Below are 26,602 nucleotides of genomic sequence, written 5' to 3' on the forward strand. Positions count from 1 at the left end.
CGCGCGCCCATGGATCAGATTTTCAATCAGGTGCTGCCGTTCATGCTGGCCGTGTGGTGGCCGTTCTGCCGCATCCTGGCCATGCTCAGCGCCTCGCCCGTGATCGGCGACGCCATGGTGCCCGTCCCCGTGCGGGTGCTGCTGTCGCTGGTGCTGGCGATCCTGATGCTGCCCGTGATGCAGGCGTCGGGCGTGTCGCAAGACTTGTTGAAGATCGATCCGTTTTCCCTGCACGCCGTCGTCGCCACCCTGGAGCAGGCCATCATCGGCTTCGTCCTCGGCCTGGCCTTCCACTTTGCCATGTCCGTCATGTCGGTGCTCGGTTACCTGGTGTCGAGCCAGGTGGGTTTTTCCATGGCCGTTATGAACGATCCGCTCAACGGCACCTCGTCGGACGTGATCACGGGTTTGCTCACCATCATGTGCATGATCGTATTTTTTGCCATCGACGGCCATCTGGTGCTGGCGGGCGTGATCGGCGCCAGTTTCACGGCCTGGCCCGTGGGGCAGGGCTATGGACCGTTGCTGCTGCAGACGGTGGCCTATAACGTGGCCTGGATCTTCGCCGCCGCCATGCTGCTGGCCTTGCCCATCGTCTTTTCCACCATGGTGGTGCAACTAGGTTTTGGCTTCCTGAACCGCGTGGCGCCGTCGCTGAACCTGTTTTCGCTGGGCTTTTCCATGATTACCATGTTCGGCCTGGTGATGCTGGCGCAGATCGTGCGTTTTATCCCCGAGCACTATATCGCCATGACCAACCGCGTGCTCGACATGATCACCGAACAGATGCGGGTGGCCCATGGCGGATAGCAGCACCGGCGACAAGACAGAAAAGGCGTCACAGCAAAAGCTGAAGAAGTCGCGCCAGGAAGGGCAGGTGGTGCGTTCGCGCGACCTGTCGACGGCGCTGGGCATCCTGATCAGCATGAAGGTCTTCATTTACCTGCTGCCGGGCTATCTGCTGAGCTTTCGCGAACTGTTCGCCATGGCCTTCATGCCGCTCGACAGCAAAGGCGCGCTGGAAAATGCCATGTCGATGGCGTTTACCACATCGGTGGGCTTGCTGATCAAGATGATCGTGCCGCTGTTTTGCGTGCCCCTGTTCGTGGTGCTGGGCTCCTTGATCCCCGGCGGCTGGGTCATCAGCACGAAGAACTGGATGCCGAAGATGGAGCGCCTGAGCCCGGCCAAGAACCTCGGTCGTTTGTTTGCGCCCAAGCATGGTTTTGAATTCGGCTTGTCCATCGCCAAGGCCGCCGTGCTGGGAATGGTGCTGGTGCATGTGAGCCGCTCCAGCCTGACGCAGTACGTGGACTTGCAACACCGGCCACTGCAGCAAGCCATGCTCGATGGTTCCGCGCTGATGCTCGATGGCTTGATGGCCCTCATTTCCGTCTTCGTCCTGTTTGCCATCATCGACGTGCCGGCGCAGGCCTTTTTCTTTGCCCGCAGCCAGCGCATGAGCAAGCAGGATGTCAAGGAAGAACATAAAAGCAGCGAAGGCCGGCCCGAAGTGCGCCAGCGCATCCGCCAATTGCAGCAGCAGATCGGTCGGCGCAGCGTGCGCAAGACCGTGCCCGACGCCGACGTGGTGATCGTCAACCCCGAGCATTACGCCGTTGCATTGAAGTATGACCAAGACCGCGCTGAGGCGCCGTTTGTCGTTGCCAAGGGCGTCGACGAGATGGCGCTGTATATCCGCCAAGTGGCGAAGGAACACCATATTGAAACGCTGGAGTTGCCGCCGCTGGCGCGCGCCATCTACAACACCAGCCAGGTGCAGCAGCAGATTCCCGTGCAGCTGTACCAGGCCGTGTCGCAGGTGCTCAACTACATACTGCAGCTGAAAGCATTCCGGTCCGGGCAGCGTGCTGCCCAGCCCGTATTACCCACCGAGATGGCCGTGCCATCTCATTTGAGCGAGGTAGTCCCTTCATGAATTTCCTGAACCGGTTGGTTGCCGAAATGCGCCGCCACAAGTTCGCCACGCCGCTGTTCCTGCTGGTGATCCTGGCGATGATCATCCTGCCGCTGCCGCCCGTGCTGCTCGATATCTTGTTCACTTTCAATATCGTGCTGGCTCTGATCGTCATCCTGGTCAGCGTGTCGGCCAAGCGGCCGCTCGACTTCTCCGTCTTCCCGACGGTGATCCTGGCCACCACCATGCTCAGGCTGACGTTGAACGTGGCATCCACGCGCGTGGTGTTGCTGCACGGCCATACGGGCGCGGACGCGGCCGGTAAAGTGATCGAGGCTTTCGGTAACGTGGTGATCGGTGGTAACTTCGTCGTCGGTATCGTGGTCTTCGTGATCTTGATGATCATCAACTTTGCCGTCGTCACCAAGGGCGCGGAGCGCATCTCGGAAGTCTCCGCGCGCTTTACCCTCGATGCCTTGCCAGGCAAGCAGATGGCCATCGATGCCGACCTGAACGCCGGCCTGATCAACCAGGAAAAAGCCCAGATCCGCCGCAAGGACGTGGCCGCTGAAGCCGATTTCTATGGCGCCATGGACGGCGCGTCGAAGTTCGTGCGCGGCGATGCCGTCGCCAGTATCTTGATCCTGATCATCAACATGGTCGGCGGCGTGGCCATCGGCTCGCTGATGCACGACCTGTCGTTCGGCGATGCTTTCCGTCAATACGCACTGCTGACCATCGGTGATGGCCTGGTGGCGCAGATCCCGGCGCTGCTGCTGTCGGCGGCAGCCGCCATCCTGGTGACCCGTATCAGCGATTCGGGCGACTTCGAACAGCAAGTGGCGGGCCAGGTACTGACGTCGCCAACGGTGATCTTCAGCGCGTCAGGCATGATGGTGGCGCTGGCCTTGATTCCGGGCATGCCGTGGTTCATGTTCATGACCTTCGCCGGCGTGCTGGCTTTTGTTGCCTGGCGCCTGACCAAGCGCGTGAAGGGGCCAGATGCGGCTGGCATGGCCGCCATCGAGGCGGCACTGCGTGATGACAAGCCTGCCGAGCTGGAGTGGCAGCAATTGCCTGCCGTGCAGCCGCTGATGGTGATGCTCGGCTATAAATTGGTGGGCATGGTGGATAAAACGCAGGGTGAACCGCTGAACAAGCGCGTCAAGGGCGTGCGCCAGAGCCTGTCCGAATCGATGGGCTTGCTGCTGCCGAACATCGGCGTGCGCGACGACCTGGCCCTGAAACCGTCGCAGTACGCCATCGTGCTGTCGGGCACCGTGGTGGCGCAGGCGGAAGTGCAGGCCGACCGCCTGATGGCGATTCCGTCGCCGAACGTGTATGGCCAACTCGACGGCATTCCCGGCATCGAACCGGCTTACGGCATGCCCGTCACCTGGATCGAACCCGGTGAAAAGGCGCATGCGCTGGGCCTGGGCTACCAGGTCATCGAGGCGCCCAGCGTGATCGCCACGCACTTGTCGAAGATGGTGCGCGAATACTTGCCGGAACTGTTCCGCCACGAAGATGTCTCGAACATGATGGAGCGCCTGACGGCCCTGTCGCCCAAGCTGGCCGGCGCGCTCGACAAGGCGCTCACGCACACGCAGCTGCTGCGCGTGTTCCGCGTCTTGCTGGCAGAAAACGTGTCTCTGAAAGATATCGTGCCCATCGCCACCACCTTGCTCGACAGTTCGGAAACGACCAAGGACCCGATCCTGCTGGCGGCCGAAGTGCGCTGTGCGCTGCGGCGCCAGATCGTCAGCGGCCTGTTTGGCCAGAAGATGGAAATGCAGGCGTTTAACCTGGGTGGCGAGCTGGAAAACATGCTGCTCGGTTCGCTGAACCAGGCGCGCCAGTCGGGCAAGGTGACGCTGGATAATTACCCGATCGACCCGCATCTGCTGTCGCAGCTGCAGGTGAACATGCCGGTGGCGCGCGAGCAGATGAAGCAGCAAGCCACGCCGCCGCTGCTGCTGGTGCTGCCGCAGATCCGTCCGCTGCTGGCCCGCTATGCGCGCCTGTTCGCGCCGGGCCTGCATGTGCTGTCGTATAACGAAATTCCGGAAAACCGCGAAGTGAGCATCATCGGCACGGTGGGGTAAACGGTGGAATAAACAAAAAACGGCGCATCGGGCGCCGTTTTTTTATGCTGTATCAATCCTGTTGCATCAATCCTGCTCGTCGACGGGCGGCAGCAGCTCGTGCTCCTGGCCGTCGGCCAGTAGCAGCACGCTGCTGCCTTGCGCCGTGTCTTCCTCGTCGCCATAGTCATAACCGAGCGGCGCCGCCACTTCCTTCGAGGCGATGATGGTTTCCTCTTCCGCTTCGGCCGGGGGAGCCGCGGGCTCCTCGGGATTGGCCGCCGCTTCCGCCGGCGGCTGCGTCAGCAGCAGTGCCACTTCGGCCATGGCGCGGAACAGGGGCAGGGACAGCGAGGCGGCACCCGCCTGCATCGGGTAATTGCCGTGCACGCGCTGCGCATGCAACTGGCGGTTAAGGCGGCAGCGCACCACGCGCAGGCCTGCGCGCCGCACGGCGCCGGCAATCTCGGGCAGGGCCAGGCGCAAGTGGCGCAAGGCGGCTTCCTCGTCGGCAGCCAGCTCCAGCAGCACGCCGTCGCCAGCCGGTTCCATCTGGATCACCACCCGGCCGATACCGATGATGATCAGTTCGACGCGCAGCGCCACCTTGCCGCGCCGCCTGGGTGTTGCTTCTTCGTCCTCGTCGCTGGCCAGCACGCGCAGCAGCAGGCGTTGGCCGCCCCAGCCATACACGGCAAAGCGCCACGCTTCGCTGTCGACGCTCAAAGGCGGACGGGCACCTTCGCGCAACAGGGCCGGTTGCTGCTCGGCCATGAACAGATTGCCCGGCACGTGCTGGCCGCGCGCCTGTTCCTGCAGGGCGGCATAGTGCTCGCCATACGTCTTGACCATCACGCGCCACGAGGCGGCCAGCTGCGCCGCGTCGGGCGGCTGCCAGACCAGCTGGCGCGTGAAGAACAGTTGATTGACCTGCATGGCGCTGCTGTCGCGCGGCATGGCGCCGCCGGCGCCATCGGCGTTGGGCTTGATGAGGGCTGTCAGGCTGTCCTGGCCCTGCTGCTGCAGTTGCGCGGGCAGGGTGCCGGCATCGGGCGCGGGCGCCATGTAGGGACCGATCGGCACCAGCGGCTGCACTACGCCCGGCACCATCGGCGTCGCGGGGCTGACGTCGAAGCGCTGGGTAATCAGGGGTACCGGATTACCCGATGAAATGCGGTCTATCGCCATGCCATTGCTTCCAGGTGATACGTGTTAATCAGATCCGCCATCTCGCCCCGCCAGAAACTATTGTAGTAAAGAAAGAATCAGCTTGCTCATGCTCTGGCTTTGCTTGAGCATGGCAGTACTGGCCTGCAGCAACATTTGCGCCGACGTCATGTTGGCGCTTTCCGCCGCGTAGTCGACATCCATGATGCGGCCGATGGCGGTTTTGGTGTGGGTGATCATGTTGGACAGGTTATTGTAGACATGTCCGAGCCGGTTCGCCGTGGAGCCCAGCGCCGAGCGCACGCTGCCGACCTTGTCGATGGCCGCTGCCAGCAGGTCGATCATGCCGTTGGCGCTGCTGTTGCTGGTAAATTCGCTGCCCGGCGTGGCGCCTGGCGCGAAATTGGCCGAGATCGCCTGCAGCGCCGCATCCAGGTTGCCCATGTCGCCCGCCACGTTGAATTGCATGGTCTCGCTGCCGCTGGCGCCGATCTGGAACGTCATGGCTTGCGACAAGGTGCCCTTGCCGGCGCTGCCGTTGCCCAGCAATAAAGTGCCGCCATAGCGGGTATTCGTCATCACGTTATACAGCTCGGCGCCCAGCGCATCGTATTCGCCTTGCATGGCGTCGCGGTCTTTCTGGTTCGACGAGGCGTCCGCTGCCTGCGTGGCCAGGTCCTTCATGCGCACCAGCATGGCGGTGACTTCGCCAAACGCGCCTTCTGCCGTTTGCAGCAGCGAAGTGCTGTTTTGCGTGTTGCGCATGGCTACTGCCATGCCGCTGGCCTGGGCGCTCAGCCTGGTGGCGATCTGCAGCCCGGCCGCGTCGTCCATGGCCGAGTTGATGCGAAAACCCGTGGAGAGGCGCGTCATGGAGGTCGACAGCAGCTGCTGGGCCCAGCCCATGGCCCGCTGGGCTGACAGTGCGGCAGTATTGGTATGAATGCTCAGCACGCGGCGGCTCCAGTAGGCGATTATTTGGTGTTCTACCTTGTATAGGCGACTATGCCGGCAACATCGTTAAACGTGATGGCAATTTAGTTAAATTTGCCGGGAATGCATGCTGGCGCAGACGAAAAAAAAGCCAGACCGGAGTCTGGCTTGGATGGGCTGGCCGCAAGCGGCCAAGTCCATATTATTGCAGCAGGGACATGACCATCGAGGACATGCTGTTGCTTTGTTTCAGCATCGCGGTGCCAGCTTGCAGCAGCATTTGCGACGACGTCATGTTCGAGCTTTCGGTAGCGAAGTCGGTGTCCATGATGCGGCCGGTAGCGGCTTTGGTGTTGGTGGCGATGTTCGACAAGTTGGTGTTGACGTGGTCCAGACGGTTGGCCGTCGCGCCCAGTGCCGAACGCACGGTGCTGACGCTGTCGATGGCGGTCGCCAGCAGGCCGATGGTGGCGTTGGCGGTGGCGGTCAGTTCCGTCGAAGTCGTCGTGCCTGCCGACGAAAAGTTCGTGCTCAAGCCGCTCAGTGCTGTATTCAGGGTGGAGAGATTGCCCGATACGTCAAAGCTCATCTTTTCGGTCGAGCTGGCGCCGATCTGGAACGTCATCGAACTCGACAGCGTGCCATTTCCGGCTGCGCCGTTGCCCAGCAGCTTGGTGCCGCCGAACGTGGTGTTGGTCATGACGTTGTACAGTTCCTGGCCCAGTGCATTGTATTCAGCTTGCATGGCGGTCTTGTCGTTGGCAGTCGACGAGGCATCGGCTGCCTGGGTTGCCAAGTCTTTCATGCGTACCAGCATGTTGGTCACTTCGGCGAACGCGCCTTCAGCCGTTTGCAGCAGCGAGGTGCTGTTTTGCGTATTGTTCATCGCAACGGTCATGCCGCTGGTTTGTGCTTTCAGGCGGGTTGCGATTTGCAGGCCGGCAGCATCGTCCATGGCCGAATTGATGCGGAAGCCGGTGCTCAGGCGCGTCATCGAAGTCGACAGTTTGGATTGGGTGTTCGTGATCGAATTTTGTGCCGACAGGGAGGCAGCGTTGGTGTGAAGGCTCAGCATGGTGTCATTCCTAATTGGGTGGTTGCGTTGAGGAGCGACTTTTAGCTGCTCCTACCAGTACAAGACGACCATGCCGCCACCTTAATTAAATGCTATAAGGAAATTTTTAAAAATAAATGGTATTTGTTGCTCCGCCGGTCCGTCGGATCCGTCTTGCGGCATGTTGGTATGGCGTGGGTACGAAAAAAAAGCCAGACCGGAGTCTGGCTTCAAGTGATTGGCCGCAAGCGGCCAAGTCCATATTATTGCAGCAGGGACATGACCATCGAGGACATGCTGTTGCTTTGTTTCAGCATCGCGGTGCCAGCTTGCAGCAGCATTTGCGACGACGTCATGTTCGAGCTTTCGGTGGCGAAGTCGGTGTCCATGATGCGGCCGGTAGCGGCTTTGGTGTTGGTGGCGATGTTCGACAAGTTGGTGTTGACGTGGTCCAGACGGTTAGCCGTCGCGCCCAGTGCCGAACGCACGGTGCTGACGCTGTCGATGGCGGTAGCGAGCAGGCCGATGGTGGCGTTGGCGGTGGCGGTCAATTCCGTGGCGCCGGTCGATGCGGCCGCGGCGAAGTTTGTGCTTAGGCCCGTCAGAGCGGCGTTCAGCGAGGTCAGGTTGCTGGAAACGTCGAAGCTCATTTTCTCGGTCGAGCTGGCGCCGATCTGGAACGTCATCGATGCCGACAGAGTGCCAGCCGTAGCAGCCGAACCATCGCCCAGCAGCTTGGTGCCGCCGAATGTGGTGTTGGTCATGACGTTGTACAGCTCTTGGCCCAGTGCATTGTACTCGGCTTGCATGGCGGTCTTGTCGTTGGCGGTCGACGAAGCATCGGCTGCCTGGGTTGCCAAGTCTTTCATGCGTACCAGCATGTTGGTCACTTCGGCGAACGCGCCTTCAGCCGTTTGCAGCAGCGAGGTGCTGTTTTGCGTATTGTTCATGGCAACGGTCATGCCGCTGGTTTGTGCTTTCAGGCGGGTTGCGATTTGCAAGCCGGCAGCATCGTCCATGGCCGAATTGATGCGGAAGCCGGTGCTCAGGCGCGTCATCGAAGTCGACAGTTTGGATTGGGTGTTCGTGATCGAATTTTGTGCCGACAGGGAGGCAGCGTTGGTGTGAAGGCTCAGCATGGTGTCATTCCTAATTGGGTGGTTGCGTTGGGGAGCGACTTTTAGCTGCTCCTATCAGTACAAGACGACCGGGTCACGGCACTTATTAAATGCAATGAGGAAATATATTTATTTTTTTTCCGGATATCTCCTACGGCTCAAACCGCTGGTGCTGGCGCCATGGCTCCGCGCGTGCAAAGCAGGAAAATACTCGAGCATAAATCCGGATATTGCTGGCCTAATTGATAACAGCCGTCCAGGTACGCAGGAGAAATGATGTCCGTCTGCAGCAAGCGATCCCATTGGAAGTTGGCCAGGGCCTTGAAGAAGATGCCGGAGCGGTGCACCACGTTCAGGCCAGCGGCACGCGCATCGCGTTCCAGGGTATCGAGCGTGTACGTGCAGCGGTGGCCATGTTCGGCCTCGGCCGGCGTGACGGCCGTATTGTGGCTGATCAAGCCCATTTTGACGGCGATCTGGCGTGACGGCGCGTTCGCGTTGGGGCAGACGAGGAAAAAACTGCCGCCGTCGGCCAGCCATTCGTCATTGATGCGTTTGAGCACCGCAACGGGATCGTCGATGTGTTCCAGCACGTGCGTGAGCACGATATTGTCATATTTGCGCGGCAGGACGGCCTGTTCGAAGCTCGAGACGATGATTTGCGCCGCCTTGCCCAGTTTCGCGGCTGCCTCGGCGGCGGCCACTTCGGACGCCTCGACGCAGGTGATGTCGTCGAAGTGGCTGGCCAGGCGCCGCGTCAGGTCGCCCTTGAAGCTGCCTAGTTCGAGCAGGCTGCCAGGGCGGAAAAAAGGCTGGAACGACGTCAGCATATAGGGATGTATGACATCGAAATCGAAGCCGTACGCATATTTCCTGGCCTGGTTGTCGATCATTTCTTGATTGTAATCACGTGTATTGGTCATGGCGGTCTCGCTAACGGTGAAATAGTTGTAGCTGCATGCGCAGCATCTTGCCTTCCGCCGGGCCGGCAGGCAGGAACCCTGCTGCGCCATACAGGGCGAGCGCGGCATGGTTGTCGCCGGCCACTTCCAGGGCGGCGTGTCGCATGCCATCCCGGCGCGCCTGTTCCAGGCACAGTCCCAGCAACCGGCCCGCGATGCCCAGGCGCCAAAAGTCGCTGAGTACGCTGACATTGCTGATGTGGACGGTTGCCGACGCGTCGTGTTGGTAGGCGGCCAGCAAGCCCGCCAGGCGCGGACCCGACCACGCCTCGTAGCGAAGTGCCCGCGCATGCAGCTTGCTTACGTAGGCGCTCAACTCCGTGCGTGCACGTAAGGCGTCCAAAAAACCAGCATCGCAGGCCAGAAGGTGCGCCAGCAGCGCGTCTTCACTCGCCTGCCCATGTCGGTAGTCGAGCACGGGCATCAGTGTTCCAGCACGGCCAGGCCGAAGCCGTGGCGGCCGAACTCGTTGCCGTTGTAGAGCAGGTAGACTGCGCCGTCGCATTCGAACACGTGCGGATAGCATTGCATATCGCTATCCCATGCGCCATCAGTGCCGTGCAGCGCAGCTTGCCCGTCGTCGCGCGTCCAGTTGAGCAGGTCGTCGGACCAGGCATGGCCGATACGGTAGCCGCGCCCGCTGTTAACGCGGAAATCCGACGATTGGCGGTAGCAGAAGAACATGTGGTGGCGCCCGTCGATCGTCACCACTGTGGGCAAAGCCTGGCTTTCGTCGGCGCCGAGTCGGTCGCTGATGATCTGGCGTGCCTCTTCCTTGGTCCAGTCGATGCCATCGCTGGAGACGGCATGGCCGATCTTGTAGGTGCGGTCGGGCGCGCTGTCGGCGCTATAGCGGCGCCAGCCCGTACCGAAGATGTACCACATGTGGAACACATCGCCGATGCGCTTGACGAAGCCATCGCCCACAAGGCAGGGTTCGTGCAGGGACGGGCCCAGCACGGGGCCGGGGCCAATGCGTTCGAACGTGAGGCCATCGTCATGGCTGATGGCCAGGCCGATGGCTGTATCCACGGACACGGAAACGCGCCGGTTCCAGCCGCAGGTGTAGCCATAGACGGCGTCGCCATGGCGCATGACGCTCATGGGGAAAATGCCGTGCTCATCGAAGCAGCCAAGGGCGCCCAGGGCGATAACAGGCTGCTGCGCCACCCCAATGACGGTGCGCAAGTCCTTGTGCATGTCGACAAAGGAGATATGGCTCAGGTATTTGCCATTCACGGGATCCACCGCGCGGGTCGAGAAATAGATGCGCACGAAGTCGTCGAAGACCAGCGCCTGCGGCGACTGGGCGAAGTGCTGGCAGCCATTTGGCAGGAGGTGTTCGGCGGGATCGAAGATATGGCCTAGCTTTTTCCAGTGCAGGGTCTTGCTCATGCTAGCTTTCCTTCCAATACGGCCAGGCCGAAACCGTGGCGGCCCACCTGATCGCCCAGGTAAGCCATGTAGATGCTGCCATCGAGTTCGAAGACATGCGGATAGCTGATCATTTCAGCATCCCAGCCTTCCTCGGCCACGTCGATGCCCGCCTTGCTGTCGTCGCGCACCCAGTCGAGCAGATTGCTGCTGGAAGCGTAGCCGATGCGGTAGCCAAATTCCTTGCCGCGGTAATTGCCGCTGTAGCGATAGCAAAAGAACATATGGTATTTATCATTCGCATAAAACACGTCGGGGCTGGCTTGCGCCTCGTCGACCTCGACGCGGCTGTCGATCAGGTTGCGGTTGACCTTGTTCCAGTGCAGTCCATCGCTGGAGGTGGCCATACGGATCTTGTAGACAGGCTCGGCGCGTCCATCGACCATCTTCCAGTTGCTGCCCGCGATATACCAGAGGTACCAGAGATCGCCGAAACGGCGAATCTTTGGCCCGCTGAGGACGAATGGCTCGTCGGGCGTGTAGGGCAGCACGGGGCCTTTGCCCAGCTTGTTGAAGGTGATGCCGCCGTCGTCGCTCACGGCGCCGCCGATGGCCACGTTGAAGGGCACGGATTCGCAGCGCGTCCAGCCCGCGTAATAGGCACGAACCTGGCTGCCGTCGCGGATCACGGAGACAGGATAGGTGCCGAATTCATCAAACTCGCCCAGGCCGCCCAGGGCGAGAATCGGCTGGTCGCTGACCTGGCGTATCTTGAACAGGTCGCTGCGTTCGAGGTCGACAAAGGCCGAATAGCTGACGTACTGGCCCCGTGCGTCGGGGCTTGGGCGGCAAGAGAAGTACACGCGCACGTAGTCGTCGAACACCAGCGTGGCAGGCGCCTGCGCAAATTCCTTCAGCCAGGGCCGTCCTTCGACGGCCTGGGGAGTGAATACCTTGCCGAGTTTTTTCCAGCGGAAGGGCGCTTCGCGTGGGGGAGATTGAATCATTGTTATTCCTTGCTTGCGCCGGGCGCGTCCACGGCTGGCCTGGCGTGGATGCCTGCACGGGCATGGTTAGAGGTCGTCATGGGCTGATGCTTGCGCGCTGCCGCTGTCAGGCAGGCGGACGAATGACATCATACTGATTCCGGATGGCAAGTTGCAATGTTTGCGGGGCATTGAACATCATGGCATCGACGATCGACAGCCACGGCACGAATTCGCCGCCGAACTGCGCATAGCTTGCCGGTCGCGGCTGGATGAATTCCAGGACGATGCCGCGCGCCTGGAAGGCCTCCGCCTGGTACAGCTCCTGGCCGCCGGATGCATTGATGTAGCGCTGCGCGCCCACCGCCTGGCACAGGGCCAGCACCTTGTCCTGGCTCTTGAGCGCATGATCGATGGCAATGCCGGATGAGCGCACCAGCGGCGTGTTGATGCCCAGTTGGCAGCAGCTCGCCTCCAGGCTGTGCAGCAGGAAGTCGAACAGGTTGGCGGCAGGGTGGCGCACCACCGCTTCGAGCAGCGGGAAAATGTCCTGGAAGTGCGGCGCGCGCGCATACGCCGCCTTCAACTGGTTCAGCAGCTTTTCCCCGTCAAACTGGGGCGAGACCTCGCGCTCGCCGATGTGCAGCTGATCCGAGCCGTTTTTCAGCGGCACGCTGAAGGTCGCGTCTTGCCCGTTGAGCAGCATGCGGTTGCGGTTGATCCAGCCTTTCTTCGTGTACTTGATGTTGTCGTACACGATGAACAGGTCGGCCGCCGCGATCAGCTGGTAATAGCCAATGTACGGCAGAAAATACGGCTGCATGATGGCCACTCTCATGCTGTTTTCAGCAGCGCCGCTGGCGCCCCATGCATGGCGATCAGGTTGCTGATGGCGTCGATCTGCGCCGTTTCCAGGGTCGGGTAGAGGGGCAGGCAAATCACCTGTTCCGCCGCTCTGCGGGCCACGGGCAGGTTGGCGGGCGCCGCCGATGGCATGCCGCGGTACATAGGGAAATCACTGATGAGCGGGTAGAAATAGCGCCGCGCATAGATATTGTTTTCGCGCAGTATGGCAAACAGCGCGTCGCGACTCAGCGGAAATTCCGGCCGCACGAGGATGGGGAAGTAGGCGTGATTGGTGGTGGCGTCCATTGCCGGCTGCAGGCAGTCGATGCCACGCACAGGCGCCAGATTGCGCCGGTAGCGCGCATCGATTTCCTTGCGCTGCGCCAGTGCCGCATCGATATTTTTCAGCTGCAGCAGGCCGAAGGCGGCGTTGATTTCGCTCATCTTTCCGTTGATGCCAGGCGCCACCACCGTGACTTCGTCGACAAAACCGAAGTTTTTCAGGTGGTCGATGCGCTGCTTGGTTTTGGCGTCCGGCGAGATGATGGCACCGCCTTCGAAGGTGTTGAAGACCTTCGTGGCGTGAAAGCTGAGGACGGACAGGTCGCCATGGTTGAGCACGCTACCACCCTGGTGGCGCACGCCAAACGCGTGTGCCGCGTCATAGATCACCTTGAGGTTGTAGTTGTCGGCGATCTTTTCGATGGCGGCGACGTCGCACGGCCGGCCGTAGCAGTGCACCGGCATGATGGCGGTGGTTTGCGGCGTGATGGCGGCCTCGATCTTGGCCGGGTCGAGGTTCAGACTGTCCGGATCGATATCGACGAACACGGGCTTGATGCTGTTCCACAGCAGGGAGTGTGCGGTGGCGACAAACGAATACGGCGTGGTGATGACTTCGCCGTTGATGCGCAGCGCCTGCAGTGCCGTCATCAGCGCCAGGGTGCCATTGGCGAACAGGCTGATGTATTTCACGCCCAGGTAATCGCACAATGCCTGTTCGAGTTGCTGGTGGAACGGGCCGCCATTCGTCAGGATCTTGTTTTTCCAGATGGTTTCCAGATAGGGCATGAAGTCCTGCAAGTCAGGCAGCAGCGGCTGTGTGACATACACGGGTTTCTTGTTTTGCGTGCTCATGCGAGTCCAATCAGCGGGTTGGGGATGGCCACGGGGGCCTCGAACGAGACGGGTGGCAAGCCTTCGCACCAGCGCTGCCACATGATGCGCAGACTGTTTTCCAGGCCTTCCGTGATCAGCTTGGGGTTGCCCATGGCCGATTGTTCCAGGCGGTGGCGCATGCTGTAGCGGTAGGCGCCCAGCAGCATCGGGTTGGCCGCCATGGCCTGTGCCTTGCCCACATAGTCATCGTCATCCTCGGCGATGAATTCTTCCAGTCCTACCTGCAGCAGGATCGACGTGCCGGCGCGGCTGGGCATGGTGGCGCCAGCCGTCGTCAGGGTGGGTACGCCCATCCACAGCGCGTGGAAGGTCGTCGTGCCGCCACCGTACGGGAAGGTGTCGAGGCAGATATCGACGCGATGGTGCATTGCCATGAACTGCGTCATGCCCGTGCGGCCCTCGAAGGTCAGGCGTTCCGGCGCGATGCCTTCTTCCTCGAACCAGCCCATGAGCAGCGGATGCGGCGCGGAAGTGGGCATGGCCGCGATCAGCATGCGGGCGTCCGGAATGGCGCGCAGCAGCATGGACCAGCGCGCGATGACCTGGCGGTTGATCTTGTTGAGGCGGTTGAAGCTGCCGAAGGTGAGGTAGCCATTCGCCAGCGCGGGAGCAGGGTGGATGCCGGGTGCATATTCCGATGGCAGGAACGGCGAGCAGGCCGGCAGCAGGACCAGCTTTTCAGTGAATTGACTGTCGAGTATGCCGTCCGGCGCGAAATATGCATCCGTCAGGTAATAATCCATGGCGCGCAGGCCCGTCGTCAGCGGATAGCCGATCCAGCTGGCCTGGATGGGGGCCGGCTTGCTGGCGAAGAGCAGCAGGCGGTTCTTGCCCGTGTGGCCAGACAGGTCGATCAGGATGTCAATGCCGTCGTCGCGGATCTGCTGCGCCAGTTCGAAGTCGGTCATCTGCTCGACTTGGCGCCAGTGGGGGATGACTTCGCGCAAGCGCTGCGTGACGTGGTCGTCCTGCGCATTGTTATGGTAGGCATGCAGCGACAGTCCCGCTTCGCTGCGGATATTCTCCAGCACCGGGATGATGAAATGTGGCACGGGATGGTTGTGCAGGTCGCCCGATACCAGTCCCACTTTCAGGGTGCGCAGCGGGTCGCGCGCATTGCCGTGCTCCCTGGCACTTTTCGCCACATGCGTCTCGAACGTGTCGCTGAAGCGCAGATGCTCGGCAAACAGGGTGGCCGCATCGAGGTTGGCGCTGTGCGACAGCAGGAACAGGTAGTTGCTGAACAGGGTCTCCCACAGCGGGCACACTTTCAGGCCGGCGCGGCAGGTTTCGATGGCTTCGTCGATGCGGCCGACATTGCTCAGGGTGGCGCTGATGTTGACATAGGCGTCGCGGTAGTCGGGATTCAGTGCCAGCGCCGCGCGATAGCATTCCAGCGCCTCAGTCGGTGCATTGGTCAGCACGTGGCAGTTGCCGAGCGCAAAGTGGGCACGCTCGTACATGGGATCGAGCGCTAGCGCTGCCTGGTAGTGTGTCCGCGCCTGCTCATACTTTTTTTGCGCCTGAAATACGGAACCCAGGTTGCACAGGGCCGAGACGTTCTTCGGGTTGAGTTCCAGCGCGCGCAGATAGGCAGCATTGGCTTCGTCGTAGCGCTTCAGTTCCTGCAGCACCACGCCAAGATTGTTGTGCACATCGTCGTCGTCCGGTTCGCGCTCGGTGGCGCCGGTGTAGGCTTCAACGGCCGAGGTATAGCGGCGGATGGTGCTGTAATAGTCGCCCAGCTGGTTATAGGCCAGGGCGCTACCGGGCGCCAGGTCGATCGCCCGCTGGAAGTACAGCAGCGCATTGTCCTGCTCGCCGGCGGCGCCGTAGACGATGGCCAACTGGGCGCAGGCCTGGGCATCGCCGGGTTGCAGAAGTTGCGCGCGTTGGCACAAGGCGATGGCGGGCGCATAATTTTTTTCCTGGCATTGCAGCAATCCCAGGCTGCTCAGCGCCTGCACGAAGTTGCCATCGATGGCCAGTGCCTGTTCATAGGCGGCGATGGCTTCGCCGACGTGGCCCTGCGACTGCAACGCGCGGGCCAGGTTGTTGTGCAGCATGGCTTCGCTCGGCATCGCCTCGATGGCGCTCCGGTAGCTGGCCGCTGCATCCTTGAAGTCGCCCGCTTCATGCAGCGCGCTGGCCAGGTTGGCATGCACGGCGGTGGTATGTGGCGCCAGCTGCAGCACGGCGCGGTAACTGAAGATGGCGGCTTGCCACTGTTTCAGGTCTTGCTGGGCGTTGCCGAGATTGAGGTAGACTTCCGCGTCGCCGGGCAGCAGAGCCAGCGCCGCCTTGTAGCTGGCGATGGCGTCGTCATTGCGCTGCATGGCTTTTAACGTATTGCCAAGATTGAAGTGGGCCTTGGCGTAATCGGGTCGTAGCGCCAGTGCCTGCCGGTAAGCCTGTTCGGCCTGCTCCAGCTGGCCCAAGGATTGCAAGGTCACGGCCAGGTTGCCATATGCTTCGACAAAGTCCGGATTCAGCTGCAGCGCGTGCGTGTAACTGGCGACGGCTTCCTCGTGCATGCCGCGCGCGTGGCAGGCGGTGCCCAGGTTGCCATACGCTTCGGCGTCGTGCGGCGCCAGCTCCACTGTGCGTTGCCAGGCGTGCAGTCCATCCTTGCCCTGCTGTTGCAGCGCGGTGCCCAGCACGCTCCAGGCAAAGTCCGAGTCGGGGTAGCGCTGCGTCAAGTCGCGGCTGGCCGCTTCCAGTTCGGCATGGTGGCCGGCTTGATACAGCGCAATGAGTTGCTGCGTTTCCTGCGCTGTCGGCATGGCAGCGATCGCCAATTCGATGCGCTCGCGCAAGTCTTGCGACTGTTCGTTATCGAGCCCGCGCGCGATGGCCGCCGTGACGATGTCCAGCGCCTGTTCGCGTTCGCCCGCCTTGAGCAAGCCATCCGCATACGACAGCCAGAATTGGCCTTCGTCGGGGTTGACCGACAGCGCCTTGTGCAGATACGGCAAGCCCGCCTGGTATTGCCCGACCTGTCCTGCCAATAAACCCATATTGTGGTTGGCAACCGCGTGATACGGCTGTGCCTGCAAAATCGCCAGGTAAAGCTCTTCCGCCTCGGCATAACGGCCAGCCTGGTGTTCGCTGATTGCCTGCTGCAATTCGGCGTCGAAGGGCACTACTGGAAGGGCGTTTGCGTTCATGGGCGAGCGGGAGGTGAAATATTTAGCAGAGGGAATTGTAACTGCTGGAAGTGCTTCTGAGAAACTTTCCAGGTGGAATTTATCCAGGAATGCTATCGCAAAGCAGACTTGGTGTTGCTGGCAGGTCAAAGCGTAGGGGAATATGGTGTTTTTAATAAAAAACAGCGCGCCACCTTGGGGGAGCGCGCTGTCTTCCTGCCTGCTGGCGACGCTGTCGCCATGCATGGGGGCCGAGGCTTACATATTCGGATAATTCGGTCCGCCGCCGCCTTCCGGCGTCACCCACACGATGTTTTGCGTCGGGTCCTTGATGTCGCAGGTCTTGCAGTGCACGCAGTTTTGCGCATTGATCTGCAGGCGTTCGGCGCCGTCGTCGTTCTTCACGAATTCGTACACGCCGGCGGGACAGTAACGCGCTTCCGGACCCGCATACGTGGCCAGGTTGACGTCGACGGGCACGCTGGCGTTTTTCAAGGTCAGGTGGATCGGCTGGTCTTCCGCGTGGTTCGTGTTCGAGATGAAGACGGACGACATCTTGTCGAAGGTCAGCTTGCCATCGGGTTTCGGGTAGACGATCTTTTTCGACTGGGCCGCCGGTTTCAGGCATTCATGGTCGCCATGCGTGTGGTGCAGGGTCCAGGGCGCCTTGCCGCGGAAGATGATCTGGTCGATGCCCGTCATCAGGCTGCCCAGGTACAGACCCTTCGACAGCCATGGCTTGACGTTGCGCGCCACGTGCAGCTCTTCATGCAGCCAGGATTGCTCAAAGGCAACAGGGTAGCTGGACAGTTCGTCGTGCTGGCGCTGTTCGCCCAGCGCGCCGAAGGCCGCGTCCGCCGCCAGCATGCCGCTCTTGATGGCCGCGTGGCTACCCTTGATGCGGCTCATGTTCAAAAAGCCCGCATCGCAGCCGATCAGCGCGCCGCCGGCGAACACGAGCTTTGGCAGCGATTGCAGGCCGCCGGCCGTGATCGCGCGCGCGCCGTACGAGATGCGCTTGCCGCCTTCGAAGAACTTGCGGATTTCCGGATGCGTTTTATAACGCTGGAATTCCTCGTACGGCGACAAATACGGGTTTTCGTAGGCCAGGCCCACCACATAACCGACCATCACCTGGTTGTTTTCCAGGTGGTACAGGAAGGAGCCGCCGTAGGTCTTCGCGTCCAGCGGCCAGCCGGTCGAGTGGATCACCAGGCCCGGCTGGTGCAGGGCCGGGTCGATTTCCCACAATTCCTTGATGCCGATGCCGTACGATTGTGGGTCCTTGCCGGCGTTCAAGTCATACTTGGCCATCAATTGCTTGCCCAGGTGGCCGCGCGCGCCTTCGGCGAACAGGGTGTACTTGGCATGCAATTCCATGCCCAGCTGGAAGTCGGGACCCGGTTCGCCGTCGCGCTTGACACCCATATTGCCGGTTGCCACGCCTTTGACGGAGCCGTCGTCGTTGTAGAGGATTTCCGCGGCAGGGAAGCCCGGGAAGATTTCCACGCCCAGGTTTTCCGCCTGCTGGCCCATCCAGCGCACCACATTGCCCAGCGAGACGATGTAGTTGCCGTGGTTTTCAAAGCAGGCCGGCACGGCGAAGTTCGGCGTTTTATACGCTTTGGTTTCCGTCAGGAACAAGATGCGGTCTTCCGTCACTGCCGTGTTCAGGGGCGCGCCCAATTCCTTCCAGTTCGGGATCAGTTCGGTCAGCGCTTTCGGGTCCATGATGGCGCCCGACAGGATATGCGCGCCCAGTTCGCCGCCTTTTTCCAGCACACAGACGGACACTTCCTGGCTTTTTTCAGCGGCCAGCTGCTTCAGGCGGATGGCCGCCGCCAAGCCTGCGGGGCCACCGCCGACGATCACCACGTCATACTCCATGGTGTCGCGCGGTCCGTACTGTTCAACTAAGTTATTAGGCTGTGTCATGGTCTCGATTGTTAGTCACTAAATGGGTGGGTGAGGAATCTTCGGATAAATTTAAGCACGAGTGTGCTTGTTTTTGGCGAGGATTGCAACTTTGGCGCCATTTTGCGTGACATTGCCCCTCGCCGCAATCTAAATCCAGCCATTTTGTGTAATGATGGCGTTTACCTTTGCTCAAGTGCGACGCAGGGTATTTTGCCCCTGTGCCAGTGGCACGGCGTGAAGTGTTGTCTAAAATAAAACAGGAGTAGCTCGTGGGTATAGAAGTCAATTTCGAGGGCAAGATTGCCCTGATTACCGGCGCATCGAGCGGCCTCGGCGCGCGTTTTGCGAAAGTGCTGGCCCAGGCGGGCGCGCAGGTCGTGCTGGCCTCGCGCCGCACCGAACGCCTGAAGGAGTTGCGCGCCGAAATCGAAGCCGATGGCGGCGCCGCGCACGTGGTGTCGCTCGACGTGACCGACTTCGCCAGCATCAAGTCGGCCATCGCGCACGCGGAAACGGAAGCGGGCCCCATCGATATCCTCGTCAACAATTCCGGTGTCTCCACCACGCAACGCCTGGTCGACGTCACGCCCGAAGATTACTCGTTCGTGATGGACACCAACCTGCGTGGCTCCTTCTTCGTGGCCCAGCAGACGGCCAAGCGCATGATCGCGCGCGCCAAGGGCGACCCGAAGAAACAGCACCGCATCATCAATATCGCCTCGATGGCGGGCTTGCAGGTGCTGCCGCAGATTGGCGTGTATTGCATGAGCAAGGCGGGCATGGTGCACATGACGCGCGCCATGGCGGTCGAATGGGGCAAGTATGGCATCAACACCAACGCCATCTGCCCCGGCTACATTTCCACCGAGATCAACGAAGATTACTTCGCTACCGAGCAGGGCAAGAAGCTGATCGAAATGCTGCCGAACAAGCGTCCGGGCAAGCCGGAAGACCTCGATGGCCTGCTGCTGTTGCTGGCGGGCGAGGATTCGCACTTCATCAACGGCGCGATCATTTCTGCCGATGGCGGCATGAGCACGTTTTAACGCCATAAAACCTGCTGCGCGTTGCGCTTTGCGGCCTGCGATGCTCACCGTGCTAGAGCACGGTTGCGCTTCTCGGCCACAAATCGTTGCCGCTCGCGACGGTTTTACTTGGCATTAAACGATGGTCACCTTGGCTGCAGCCCTAGCGCTGCAGCTGCAGTCCCACCAGCTTGTGCACCAGCTCGGATGACGTGGCGGCGGCGAATTTACGCATCAGCTTGGCGCGATGCATTTCCACCGTGCGGGGGCTGAGGTCAATCTGGCGGGCGATGACCTTGCTGGTCTTGCCTTCCACCAGCAGGGCGGCGATTTCGCGCTCGCGCGGGGTCAGCTCCGCCGTCACGGGGCGTTTTTCGCTGACATCCTCGAACGTCCAGATGCCCGGCCCCAGCGGCTGTGCGGGCAGCATGGCGTGGCCCGTGACGTGGCACCAGAACAATTCACCATTACTGCGGCGCATGATGCGCTCGTCCGAATAGCGGCCTTTGGCGTTCATGATGGGGATGATGCGGTCACCCGTGCGCAGGAATTCGTCGTGCGTGGGGTAGAGTACTTCGAAGGACTGGTCGTCCAGTTGGGCGCGCGCATAGCCGAACATGGCCGCCAGCGCCTCGTTGCAGCTGCGCATGATGCGGTTTTCCGACATGCACATGCCCACGGGCGCGTGCAGGAAGATGCTTTCATAATCGATGGCTGACGCGGCGTTCATCTGATACGTATCACTCTCACAGGGGGATTGCTGGCACGGCGCCGGTAGTTCTACGGTATTGTACTTTCCACTCGCGTATTTTATGCTGAGTCGCTGCATGAGTCATGGACTCAAGACCAAAGCTTAACAAAAGATAGAGGGACACTCATGAATAAAGTTTATCCTGACGCCGCCTCGGCGCTGGCCGGTATCGTCCAAGATGGCCAGATCATCGCCGTCGGCGGCTTCGGCCTGTGCGGCATTCCCGAAGCCCTGATCGGTGCCTTGCGCGATTCGGGCGTGACGGGTCTGACGGCCATTTCCAACAATGCCGGCGTGGACGGCTTCGGCCTGGGCCAGTTGCTGACCACGCGCCAGATCAAGAAAATGATCGCCTCCTATGTGGGCGAAAACAAGGAGTTTGCGCGCCAATACCTGGCCGGCGAACTGGAACTGGAATTTACGCCGCAAGGCACCCTGGCCGAGAAGCTGCGCGCCGGCGGCGCCGGCATTCCCGCCTTCTTCACCAAGACGGGCGTGGGCACCATCGTTGCCGACGGCAAGGAGTTGCGCGAATTCGACGGCGAACAGTACGTGATGGAACGCAGCCTGGTGGCCGATGTGTCGCTGGTGAAGGCCTACATGGCGGACCGCGCCGGCAACTTGGTCTACCGCAAGACGGCGCGCAATTTCAACCCGAACGTGGCCATGGCCGGCAAGATCACCATCGTCGAAGTGGAAAAACTGGTCGAAGTGGGCGAGATCGACCCGGACCAGGTCCACACGCCGAGCATCTTCGTGCACCGCATCGTGGTCAACGCGAACCCGGAAAAACGCATCGAGCAGCGCACCGTGCGCGCCGACTAAATATAAGATTGGGAGATGATTATGGCTTGGACACGTGATGAAATGGCCGCGCGCGCGGCAAAGGAATTGCAGGATGGCTTTTATGTGAATCTGGGCATCGGCTTGCCGACCCTGGTGGCCAACTATGTACCGGACAATATCGAAGTGTTCCTGCAGTCGGAAAACGGGCTATTGGGCATCGGCCCGTTTCCTGTCGATGCGGAAGTCGACGCCGACCTGATCAACGCGGGCAAGCAGACGGTGACGGCTTTGCCCGGTGCCGCCTACTTCAGCTCGGCTGACTCGTTCGGCATGATTCGTGGCGGCAAGATCAACCTGGCCATCCTGGGCGCCATGCAAGTGTCGGAAAAGGGCGACCTGGCAAACTGGATGATTCCAGGCAAGATGGTCAAGGGCATGGGTGGCGCCATGGATCTGGTGGCCGGCGTCAAGCGCGTCGTCGTGCTGATGGAACACGTGGCCACGGCCAAGGATGGCACGACCTCGCACAAGCTGCTGAAACAGTGCGACCTGCCGCTGACGGGCGTGGGCGTGGTCGACGTCATCATCAGCGACCTGGGCGTCATCGACGTGACGGAAAACGGCTTGAAGCTGGTGGAACTGGCGCCGGGCGTGACCAAGGAGCAAGTGCAGGCGGCCACGGGCGCTGAGCTGGACGTTTCGGCCGTATAAACGAAATATAAGCGGCGTAATATAAGCTGCTTGTTGTATTGAAGCAGGGCGGACATCGATGTCCGCCCTTTTTTTATGCGCCCGCCTTGCCGCGCAATGCATCCAGGCTATAGGCGCCGGCACCCACCGCCGCGAAGTACAGGAAGGTGAAGCAGTACATCACGGCCATTTCGCCGCCGTTCAGGATGGGCAGGAAACCGTTAGGTGCGTGCATCATGAAATAGCCCACTGCCATCTGGCCCGACAGGATGAAGGCGACGGGGCGCGTGAACAGGCCGACCAGCAGCAAGGTGCCGCCCGCCAGCTCGATGACGCCGGCCGCGCCCATCACGGACAACAGTTGCAGGCCGTCGAACATGGCCACATGCGGTGCGCCGAACAGTTTTGCGGTGCCGTGCTGCAGGAAGAGAAAGCCGAGGATGATGCGCAGCAGGCCCAGCAGGCGTGGGTTCCAGGTGGCGTAGAAGGCGGGCGTGAGGGACATGACGTACTCCATTCAAAAAGGTGGATGGTTCGGTATCAGGCTTGCATTAACGCAATGTCATTATGCGCGAGCCTGGCGGCGAACAGGTGACAGCACTGTAATGCTTCTTGATTCATTGATCATCATGGTAAATATTGATGCATGATTTACTGTGTGTTGATGATGCGATAAAACTCGCGCGCAATGAAAAAGGCTCTGTCCCCGATAAGTAGGGGAATTCCAAGAATTTTCCTGGGGCCCTGCTGTCTGACTCTACATATTAGTCAAACGGGAGTCTTCCATGCAGCCAGCCCGGTGGAAAACCTTCATCGCCCAGTTCACCGCACTGAGCCAGCGCCAACGCCTGGCGAGCATCACCCTGCTGCGCGGGGCAGCGTCGCAGGATACCGCCGTGGCATTGGTCGAAAGCGTGGCCCGGCAGCGCTTGCACTGTCCTGCCTGCAACAGCAGGCATGCTCACCGGCATGGCCACGCGCACGGACTGCAGCGCTATCGCTGTGTGGCCTGCGGACGCACCTTCAATGCGCTCACCGGCACGCCGCTGGCGCGCTTGCGCCACAAGACCTTGTGGCTCAACTATGCCGACTGCCTGCTGGCATCGGCTTCCGTGCGCAAGGCAGCGAGCCAGCTGGGTGTGCACCGCAATACCACCTTTCGCTGGCGCCACCGGTTTTTATCGTTGGCAAAAACGGACCGCCCACATTGCCTGCATGGCATCGCCGAGGCCGACGAGCTATATGTGCTGGAATCGCAAAAGGGTGCGCGGCAGTTGACGCGTCCGGCGCGCCGCCGTGGCGGCCATGCCCGTAAGCGCGGCATTTCCAATGAACAGGTCTGTATCCTGGTGGCGCGCGACCGCACGGGACAAACCCTCGATTTCGTCACGGGCAAGGGAGCGCTGACCAAGGCGCAGTTGCATGCTTGCCTGCCTCCCGTCATCGACAAAGACGTCTTGCTGGTGACAGACGGCCATGCAGCCTATCGCGCCTTCGCGCGTGAAGCGGGGATCAGCCACCAGGCCGTCAACGTTCGCGCCGGCATCCGCGTACAGGGCGCCGCCCACGTGCAGAACGTCAATGCCTATCACAGCCGCTTGCGCGGCTGGCTGCGCATCTTCCACGGGGTAGCCAGCCGTTACCTGCCGAATTATCTGGGGTGGCGCTGGATACTCGACGCCGGGCGCATCCGCTCCGCAGAAACATTGTTGAAGGCAACCTTGGGAGAGTTCCCACACCTCACGGTGACATAGCCATGAAAAAAGCCCCGCAGATCGCTCTGCGGGGCTTTTCAATGGAGGTCAGCTTACTTGACGATATTCACGGCCGGTGCAACGTAGGCGTCGTCGGTCGGGTGGGTGGGATGGGCCAGCTCGCTGTGCAGCTTGTCCATGTCCAGTTCTTTTTCCCATTTCGACACGACGATGGTGGCTACGCCGTTGCCGATGAAGTTGGTCAGCGCGCGGCATTCGCTCATGAAGCGGTCGATACCCAGGATCAGCGCCATGCCGGCCACGGGAATCGTCGGCACCACGGCCAGGGTGGCTGCCAGCGTGATGAAGCCGGCGCCCGTGATGCCGGACGCGCCTTTCGAGGTCAGCATCGCCACGCCCAGGATGGTCAGTTCCTGCCAGATGGTCAGGTCCGTGTTGGTGGCTTGCGCCACGAACAGGGCGGCCATGGTCATGTAGATGTTGGTGCCGTCCAGGTTGAACGAGTAGCCGGTAGGCACGACCAGGCCGACCACCGGTTTCGAGCAGCCCAGGCGCTCGAGTTTTTTCATCAGCGCCGGCAGGGCCGATTCCGACGAGCTGGTGCCGAGCACGATCAGCAGTTCTTCCTTGATGTACAGCAAGAAGCGGCCGATGGAGAAGCCCGTGTAGCGGGCGATGGCGCCCAGCACGACGAAGATGAACAGGAAGCAGGTCAGGTAGAACGAACCCATCAGTTTAGCCAATGGAATCAGCGAAGCCAGGCCGTATTTGCCGATGGTAAAGGCCATTGCGCCGAACGCACCGATGGGAGCGACTTTCATGATGATGTTGACCATGCCAAAGATGGCATGCGACAGCTCGTCGATCAGCTTGGTGACCGGGCGGCCGCGTTCGCCCAGCAGGGACAGAGAAAAGCCGAACAGGATGGCGATCAGCAGCACTTGCAGGATGTCGCCCTTGGCGAAGGCGTCAACGAAGGTCTTCGGGATGATATTCATCAGGAAGTCCACCGTCGTCAAGCCTTCGGCGTGCGTGTATTGGGCGATGGACTTGGCGTCGAGGTGGGCCGGATCGGCGTTGAAGCCGGCGCCCGGTTTCAGGATATTGGCAACCAGCAAGCCGATGGCCAGCGCGAAGGTGGAGACCACTTCAAAGTACAGCAGCGCCTTGCCGCCCACCCGGCCGATTTTCTTGACGTCCTGCATGCCGGCAATGCCGGAGACCACGGTACAGAAGATCACGGGGGCGATGATCATCTTGATCAGTTTGATAAATCCGTCACCCAGCGGTTTCATGTCGACGGCGTTCGATGGGTAGAACACCCCCAGCAGCACGCCAGCCACGATGGCGAACAGCACCTGTACATACAGGATTTTATAGAATGGTTTTTTCACGAGTGGTCTCCTCTTGCGGGTTGATGCTGCGATCATCCGCCCATTGCCAGGCCGGCTCAATTGTGGATAACCGCAGATATGCATTTTCGCTATATCGGGTATTGCGCCATGGCTGGCGTGTTGCGGCGCAGCATTTCAGGCGCGCGCTTGGAGCATTGCCCGCGCTGCGCTACACTGCCGTAGCGTCGCGCGCGGGACACCCCATGACAGGCGGGAGGCGGTGCTTTTTTTATATCAAATAAGGAATTGGCATGATCGAAGCGAGCATCAAATCCGTCCAGTGCATTTCCCCCGCAGGCTTGCACACCATGTCCTACAAGGAATGGGGCGCACCGGACAATCCGAACGTGCTCGTCTGCGCCCATGGCGTGACGCGCGTGGCGGATGACTTCGACAACCTGGCGCGCGCCATGGCCAGCGATTACCGCGTCATCTGCCCCGACGTGGTGGGGCGCGGGCGCTCGGGCTGGCTGGCCAATCCCCAGTTTTACCGCGTACCGCAATATGTGAGCGACATGGTGACTTTGCTGGCGCGCGTGCTGGCCAATGGCGAGCGTCAGACGGTGGACTGGTTCGGCACGTCGATGGGCGGCTTGATCGGCCTGGGCCTGGCATCGTTGCCGAACAGCCCGATCAGCAAGCTGGTCCTGAACGATATCGGCCCGACCCTGGCGCCGGAAGCCTTGCAGCGCATCGGCGACTACATCGGCCAGGACTTGCGTTTCGAGACGTTCGAGCAGGGCGCCAAATTTGTGCGCGATGTGTCCGCCAGCTTCGGCCCGCATACGGACGCGGAATGGCATAAACTGGCAGTCGATGTGTTGCGCCAGGATAAGGATGGCCATTGGCGCCGCCACTATGATATGGGACTGGCCATGCCGTTCCGCTCGGCCACGCCGGAATCGGCGGCCAGCGACGAAGCCATGCTGTGGGCCGCGTATGATGCCGTGCGCTGCCCCACCTTGCTGGTGCGCGGTTCGGAGTCTGACCTGCTGTCGCACGCGACGGCGCAAAGTATGCTGGGCCGCGGCCCGAAGGCGCAGCTGGTGGAGATCGAAGGCGTGGGCCATGCGCCCACCTTCGTGCACGACGACCAGATCGCCATCGCGCGTAGGTTTCTACTGGGCAAGTAAGTAGTGGTAAGCAATAACGCTGTACAGATTTTGAAACAACCGAAAGAAGAAGCATGGAAATTACACGACTGCACGTAGGCAAACGCCTCTCCGAAGTAGCCATACACAACAACACCATCTACCTGGCTGGCCAGATTGCCGAAGACACGACGCAAGACATCGTCGGCCAGACGCGCGAAGTGCTCGGTCACGTCGACCGTTTGCTGACGGAAGCGGGCAGCGACAAGACCTGCATCCTGTCGTGCCAGATCTACATTGCCGACATGAAAGACTTCCCCGGCATGAATGAAGTGTGGGATGACTGGGTCGCGTCCGGCCACACGCCGCCGCGCGCCACCGTGGAGGCGAAGCTGGCCAATCCGGCATGCCTGGTTGAAATCGTCATCATCGCTGCAGAGCGCTAGGTTATTTAGTTATTTAGTTT

24 protein-coding genes are annotated in these 26,602 nt (G+C 61.0%); 9 read left to right on the top strand and 15 right to left on the bottom strand.

Annotation, left to right across the window (positions count from 1 at the left end; all coding sequences use genetic code 11):
• The first annotated feature begins 9 nt into the window (after positions 1 to 9).
• From ACQ4W0_RS16700 to ACQ4W0_RS16710, 3 genes are read left to right on the top strand one after another with little or no spacing between them, the layout of a single operon-like run.
• On the top strand, positions 10 to 810 hold the full coding sequence (locus tag ACQ4W0_RS16700; protein WP_436577752.1) for a flagellar biosynthetic protein FliR: 801 nt from the start codon (positions 10 to 12) through the stop codon (positions 808 to 810).
• Positions 800 to 1,939 carry an EscU/YscU/HrcU family type III secretion system export apparatus switch protein gene (locus tag ACQ4W0_RS16705; RefSeq protein ID WP_436577753.1) on the top strand — a complete coding sequence of 380 codons (1,140 nt, stop codon included), beginning with the start codon at positions 800 to 802 and terminating at the stop codon, positions 1,937 to 1,939. The genes ACQ4W0_RS16700 and ACQ4W0_RS16705 overlap by 11 nt, the downstream gene beginning before the upstream one ends.
• The gene (locus ACQ4W0_RS16710) at positions 1,936 to 4,023 is read left to right on the top strand and encodes a flagellar biosynthesis protein FlhA (RefSeq protein WP_436577754.1); all 2,088 of its coding nucleotides are present in this window, start codon (positions 1,936 to 1,938) and stop codon (positions 4,021 to 4,023) included. The genes ACQ4W0_RS16705 and ACQ4W0_RS16710 overlap by 4 nt, the downstream gene beginning before the upstream one ends.
• A gap of 66 nt (positions 4,024 to 4,089) precedes the next feature.
• Here the strand turns inward: ACQ4W0_RS16710 and ACQ4W0_RS16715 are convergent, their stop codons facing one another.
• The 12 genes from ACQ4W0_RS16715 to ACQ4W0_RS16770 all read right to left on the bottom strand — a co-directional run bounded on the left by ACQ4W0_RS16715 (position 4,090) and on the right by ACQ4W0_RS16770 (position 18,702).
• Positions 4,090 to 5,190 (bottom strand): hypothetical protein, encoded by a 1,101-nt coding sequence (locus ACQ4W0_RS16715; protein WP_436577755.1) that lies wholly within the window; start codon positions 5,188 to 5,190, stop codon positions 4,090 to 4,092.
• 57 nt (positions 5,191 to 5,247) lie between these two features.
• The gene (locus ACQ4W0_RS16720) at positions 5,248 to 6,123 is read right to left on the bottom strand and encodes a flagellin N-terminal helical domain-containing protein (RefSeq protein ID WP_436577756.1); all 876 of its coding nucleotides are present in this window, start codon (positions 6,121 to 6,123) and stop codon (positions 5,248 to 5,250) included.
• A gap of 181 nt (positions 6,124 to 6,304) precedes the next feature.
• Entirely contained in the window at positions 6,305 to 7,177 is an 873-nt protein-coding gene (locus tag ACQ4W0_RS16725; RefSeq protein WP_436577757.1) for a flagellin N-terminal helical domain-containing protein, read from the bottom strand.
• A gap of 242 nt (positions 7,178 to 7,419) precedes the next feature.
• Complete coding sequence (locus tag ACQ4W0_RS16730; RefSeq protein ID WP_436577758.1) at positions 7,420 to 8,295, bottom strand: flagellin N-terminal helical domain-containing protein; 876 nt, start codon at positions 8,293 to 8,295, stop codon at positions 7,420 to 7,422.
• 137 nt (positions 8,296 to 8,432) lie between these two features.
• Positions 8,433 to 9,197 (bottom strand): class I SAM-dependent methyltransferase, encoded by a 765-nt coding sequence (locus ACQ4W0_RS16735; RefSeq protein ID WP_436577759.1) that lies wholly within the window; start codon positions 9,195 to 9,197, stop codon positions 8,433 to 8,435.
• Between the two features lie 10 nt (positions 9,198 to 9,207).
• A complete protein-coding gene (locus ACQ4W0_RS16740) occupies positions 9,208 to 9,660 on the bottom strand; it encodes a GNAT family N-acetyltransferase (protein ID WP_436577760.1) in 453 nt (150 codons plus the stop codon).
• Entirely contained in the window at positions 9,660 to 10,631 is a 972-nt protein-coding gene (locus ACQ4W0_RS16745) for a glycoside hydrolase family protein (protein ID WP_436577761.1), read from the bottom strand. The genes ACQ4W0_RS16740 and ACQ4W0_RS16745 overlap by 1 nt, the downstream gene beginning before the upstream one ends.
• Entirely contained in the window at positions 10,628 to 11,617 is a 990-nt protein-coding gene (locus tag ACQ4W0_RS16750) for a glycoside hydrolase family protein (RefSeq protein WP_436577762.1), read from the bottom strand. Before ACQ4W0_RS16750 ends, ACQ4W0_RS16745 begins: the two co-directional genes overlap by 4 nt.
• Positions 11,618 to 11,723: 106 nt before the next feature.
• Complete coding sequence (locus ACQ4W0_RS16755) at positions 11,724 to 12,434, bottom strand: WbqC family protein (protein WP_436577763.1); 711 nt, start codon at positions 12,432 to 12,434, stop codon at positions 11,724 to 11,726.
• On the bottom strand, positions 12,431 to 13,579 hold the full coding sequence (gene vioA, locus ACQ4W0_RS16760) for a dTDP-4-amino-4,6-dideoxy-D-glucose aminotransferase VioA (protein WP_436577764.1): 1,149 nt from the start codon (positions 13,577 to 13,579) through the stop codon (positions 12,431 to 12,433). The genes ACQ4W0_RS16755 and vioA overlap by 4 nt, the downstream gene beginning before the upstream one ends.
• Positions 13,576 to 16,788 carry a tetratricopeptide repeat protein gene (locus ACQ4W0_RS16765; protein WP_436577765.1) on the bottom strand — a complete coding sequence of 1,071 codons (3,213 nt, stop codon included), beginning with the start codon at positions 16,786 to 16,788 and terminating at the stop codon, positions 13,576 to 13,578. Before ACQ4W0_RS16765 ends, vioA begins: the two co-directional genes overlap by 4 nt.
• Positions 16,789 to 17,025: 237 nt before the next feature.
• Complete coding sequence (locus tag ACQ4W0_RS16770) at positions 17,026 to 18,702, bottom strand: electron transfer flavoprotein-ubiquinone oxidoreductase (RefSeq protein ID WP_436577766.1); 1,677 nt, start codon at positions 18,700 to 18,702, stop codon at positions 17,026 to 17,028.
• A gap of 251 nt (positions 18,703 to 18,953) precedes the next feature.
• On the opposite strand from ACQ4W0_RS16770, the gene ACQ4W0_RS16775 reads away from it, so the two are divergent.
• Positions 18,954 to 19,730, top strand: coding sequence for an SDR family oxidoreductase (locus ACQ4W0_RS16775; protein WP_034752351.1), 777 nt, complete (start codon positions 18,954 to 18,956; stop codon positions 19,728 to 19,730).
• A 142-nt stretch (positions 19,731 to 19,872) separates the two neighbouring features.
• Here the strand turns inward: ACQ4W0_RS16775 and ACQ4W0_RS16780 are convergent, their stop codons facing one another.
• Complete coding sequence (locus ACQ4W0_RS16780; RefSeq protein WP_436577767.1) at positions 19,873 to 20,439, bottom strand: LuxR C-terminal-related transcriptional regulator; 567 nt, start codon at positions 20,437 to 20,439, stop codon at positions 19,873 to 19,875.
• A gap of 147 nt (positions 20,440 to 20,586) precedes the next feature.
• On the opposite strand from ACQ4W0_RS16780, the gene ACQ4W0_RS16785 reads away from it, so the two are divergent.
• Together ACQ4W0_RS16785 and ACQ4W0_RS16790 are read left to right on the top strand one after the other, a co-directional pair.
• Positions 20,587 to 21,285 (top strand): CoA transferase subunit A, encoded by a 699-nt coding sequence (locus tag ACQ4W0_RS16785; RefSeq protein WP_436577768.1) that lies wholly within the window; start codon positions 20,587 to 20,589, stop codon positions 21,283 to 21,285.
• Positions 21,286 to 21,306: 21 nt separating this feature from the next.
• The gene (locus ACQ4W0_RS16790) at positions 21,307 to 21,957 is read left to right on the top strand and encodes a CoA transferase subunit B (protein WP_436525416.1); all 651 of its coding nucleotides are present in this window, start codon (positions 21,307 to 21,309) and stop codon (positions 21,955 to 21,957) included.
• Between the two features lie 73 nt (positions 21,958 to 22,030).
• On the opposite strand, the gene ACQ4W0_RS16795 is transcribed toward ACQ4W0_RS16790, so the two are convergent.
• Positions 22,031 to 22,441 carry a DoxX family protein gene (locus tag ACQ4W0_RS16795; protein ID WP_436577769.1) on the bottom strand — a complete coding sequence of 137 codons (411 nt, stop codon included), beginning with the start codon at positions 22,439 to 22,441 and terminating at the stop codon, positions 22,031 to 22,033.
• Between the two features lie 280 nt (positions 22,442 to 22,721).
• On the opposite strand from ACQ4W0_RS16795, the gene ACQ4W0_RS16800 reads away from it, so the two are divergent.
• On the top strand, positions 22,722 to 23,690 hold the full coding sequence (locus ACQ4W0_RS16800; RefSeq protein ID WP_436577770.1) for an IS1595 family transposase: 969 nt from the start codon (positions 22,722 to 22,724) through the stop codon (positions 23,688 to 23,690).
• A 53-nt stretch (positions 23,691 to 23,743) separates the two neighbouring features.
• Here ACQ4W0_RS16800 and ACQ4W0_RS16805 read toward each other — a convergent pair whose 3' ends face one another.
• Complete coding sequence (locus ACQ4W0_RS16805; RefSeq protein ID WP_436577771.1) at positions 23,744 to 25,081, bottom strand: dicarboxylate/amino acid:cation symporter; 1,338 nt, start codon at positions 25,079 to 25,081, stop codon at positions 23,744 to 23,746.
• A 215-nt stretch (positions 25,082 to 25,296) separates the two neighbouring features.
• Between ACQ4W0_RS16805 and ACQ4W0_RS16810 the strand changes: the two genes are divergently transcribed.
• The gene (locus tag ACQ4W0_RS16810; protein WP_436577772.1) at positions 25,297 to 26,178 is read left to right on the top strand and encodes an alpha/beta fold hydrolase; all 882 of its coding nucleotides are present in this window, start codon (positions 25,297 to 25,299) and stop codon (positions 26,176 to 26,178) included.
• Positions 26,179 to 26,231: 53 nt separating this feature from the next.
• Positions 26,232 to 26,582 carry a RidA family protein gene (locus ACQ4W0_RS16815; protein WP_436577773.1) on the top strand — a complete coding sequence of 117 codons (351 nt, stop codon included), beginning with the start codon at positions 26,232 to 26,234 and terminating at the stop codon, positions 26,580 to 26,582.
• Positions 26,583 to 26,602 lie beyond the last annotated feature (20 nt).

Origin of the sequence: Janthinobacterium breve, from assembly GCF_051380895.1 — a bacterium.
Taxonomy (GTDB): Bacteria; Pseudomonadota; Gammaproteobacteria; order Burkholderiales; family Burkholderiaceae_D; genus Janthinobacterium.

Coding starts and splice junctions, on each gene's coding strand:
- ACQ4W0_RS16700 (WP_436577752.1), top strand. CDS start 10: ATGGATCAGATTTTCAATCAGGTGCTGCCGTTCATGCTGGCCGTGTGG.
- ACQ4W0_RS16705 (WP_436577753.1), top strand. CDS start 800: ATGGCGGATAGCAGCACCGGCGACAAGACAGAAAAGGCGTCACAGCAA.
- ACQ4W0_RS16710 (WP_436577754.1), top strand. CDS start 1,936: ATGAATTTCCTGAACCGGTTGGTTGCCGAAATGCGCCGCCACAAGTTC.
- ACQ4W0_RS16715 (WP_436577755.1), bottom strand. CDS start 5,190: ATGGCGATAGACCGCATTTCATCGGGTAATCCGGTACCCCTGATTACC.
- ACQ4W0_RS16725 (WP_436577757.1), bottom strand. CDS start 7,177: ATGCTGAGCCTTCACACCAACGCTGCCTCCCTGTCGGCACAAAATTCG.
- ACQ4W0_RS16730 (WP_436577758.1), bottom strand. CDS start 8,295: ATGCTGAGCCTTCACACCAACGCTGCCTCCCTGTCGGCACAAAATTCG.
- ACQ4W0_RS16735 (WP_436577759.1), bottom strand. CDS start 9,197: ATGACCAATACACGTGATTACAATCAAGAAATGATCGACAACCAGGCC.
- ACQ4W0_RS16740 (WP_436577760.1), bottom strand. CDS start 9,660: ATGCCCGTGCTCGACTACCGACATGGGCAGGCGAGTGAAGACGCGCTG.
- ACQ4W0_RS16745 (WP_436577761.1), bottom strand. CDS start 10,631: ATGAGCAAGACCCTGCACTGGAAAAAGCTAGGCCATATCTTCGATCCC.
- ACQ4W0_RS16750 (WP_436577762.1), bottom strand. CDS start 11,617: ATGATTCAATCTCCCCCACGCGAAGCGCCCTTCCGCTGGAAAAAACTC.
- ACQ4W0_RS16755 (WP_436577763.1), bottom strand. CDS start 12,434: ATGAGAGTGGCCATCATGCAGCCGTATTTTCTGCCGTACATTGGCTAT.
- vioA (WP_436577764.1), bottom strand. CDS start 13,579: ATGAGCACGCAAAACAAGAAACCCGTGTATGTCACACAGCCGCTGCTG.
- ACQ4W0_RS16765 (WP_436577765.1), bottom strand. CDS start 16,788: ATGAACGCAAACGCCCTTCCAGTAGTGCCCTTCGACGCCGAATTGCAG.
- ACQ4W0_RS16770 (WP_436577766.1), bottom strand. CDS start 18,702: ATGACACAGCCTAATAACTTAGTTGAACAGTACGGACCGCGCGACACC.
- ACQ4W0_RS16780 (WP_436577767.1), bottom strand. CDS start 20,439: ATGAACGCCGCGTCAGCCATCGATTATGAAAGCATCTTCCTGCACGCG.
- ACQ4W0_RS16785 (WP_436577768.1), top strand. CDS start 20,587: ATGAATAAAGTTTATCCTGACGCCGCCTCGGCGCTGGCCGGTATCGTC.
- ACQ4W0_RS16790 (WP_436525416.1), top strand. CDS start 21,307: ATGGCTTGGACACGTGATGAAATGGCCGCGCGCGCGGCAAAGGAATTG.
- ACQ4W0_RS16795 (WP_436577769.1), bottom strand. CDS start 22,441: ATGTCCCTCACGCCCGCCTTCTACGCCACCTGGAACCCACGCCTGCTG.
- ACQ4W0_RS16800 (WP_436577770.1), top strand. CDS start 22,722: ATGCAGCCAGCCCGGTGGAAAACCTTCATCGCCCAGTTCACCGCACTG.
- ACQ4W0_RS16805 (WP_436577771.1), bottom strand. CDS start 25,081: ATGATCGCAGCATCAACCCGCAAGAGGAGACCACTCGTGAAAAAACCA.
- ACQ4W0_RS16810 (WP_436577772.1), top strand. CDS start 25,297: ATGATCGAAGCGAGCATCAAATCCGTCCAGTGCATTTCCCCCGCAGGC.
- ACQ4W0_RS16815 (WP_436577773.1), top strand. CDS start 26,232: ATGGAAATTACACGACTGCACGTAGGCAAACGCCTCTCCGAAGTAGCC.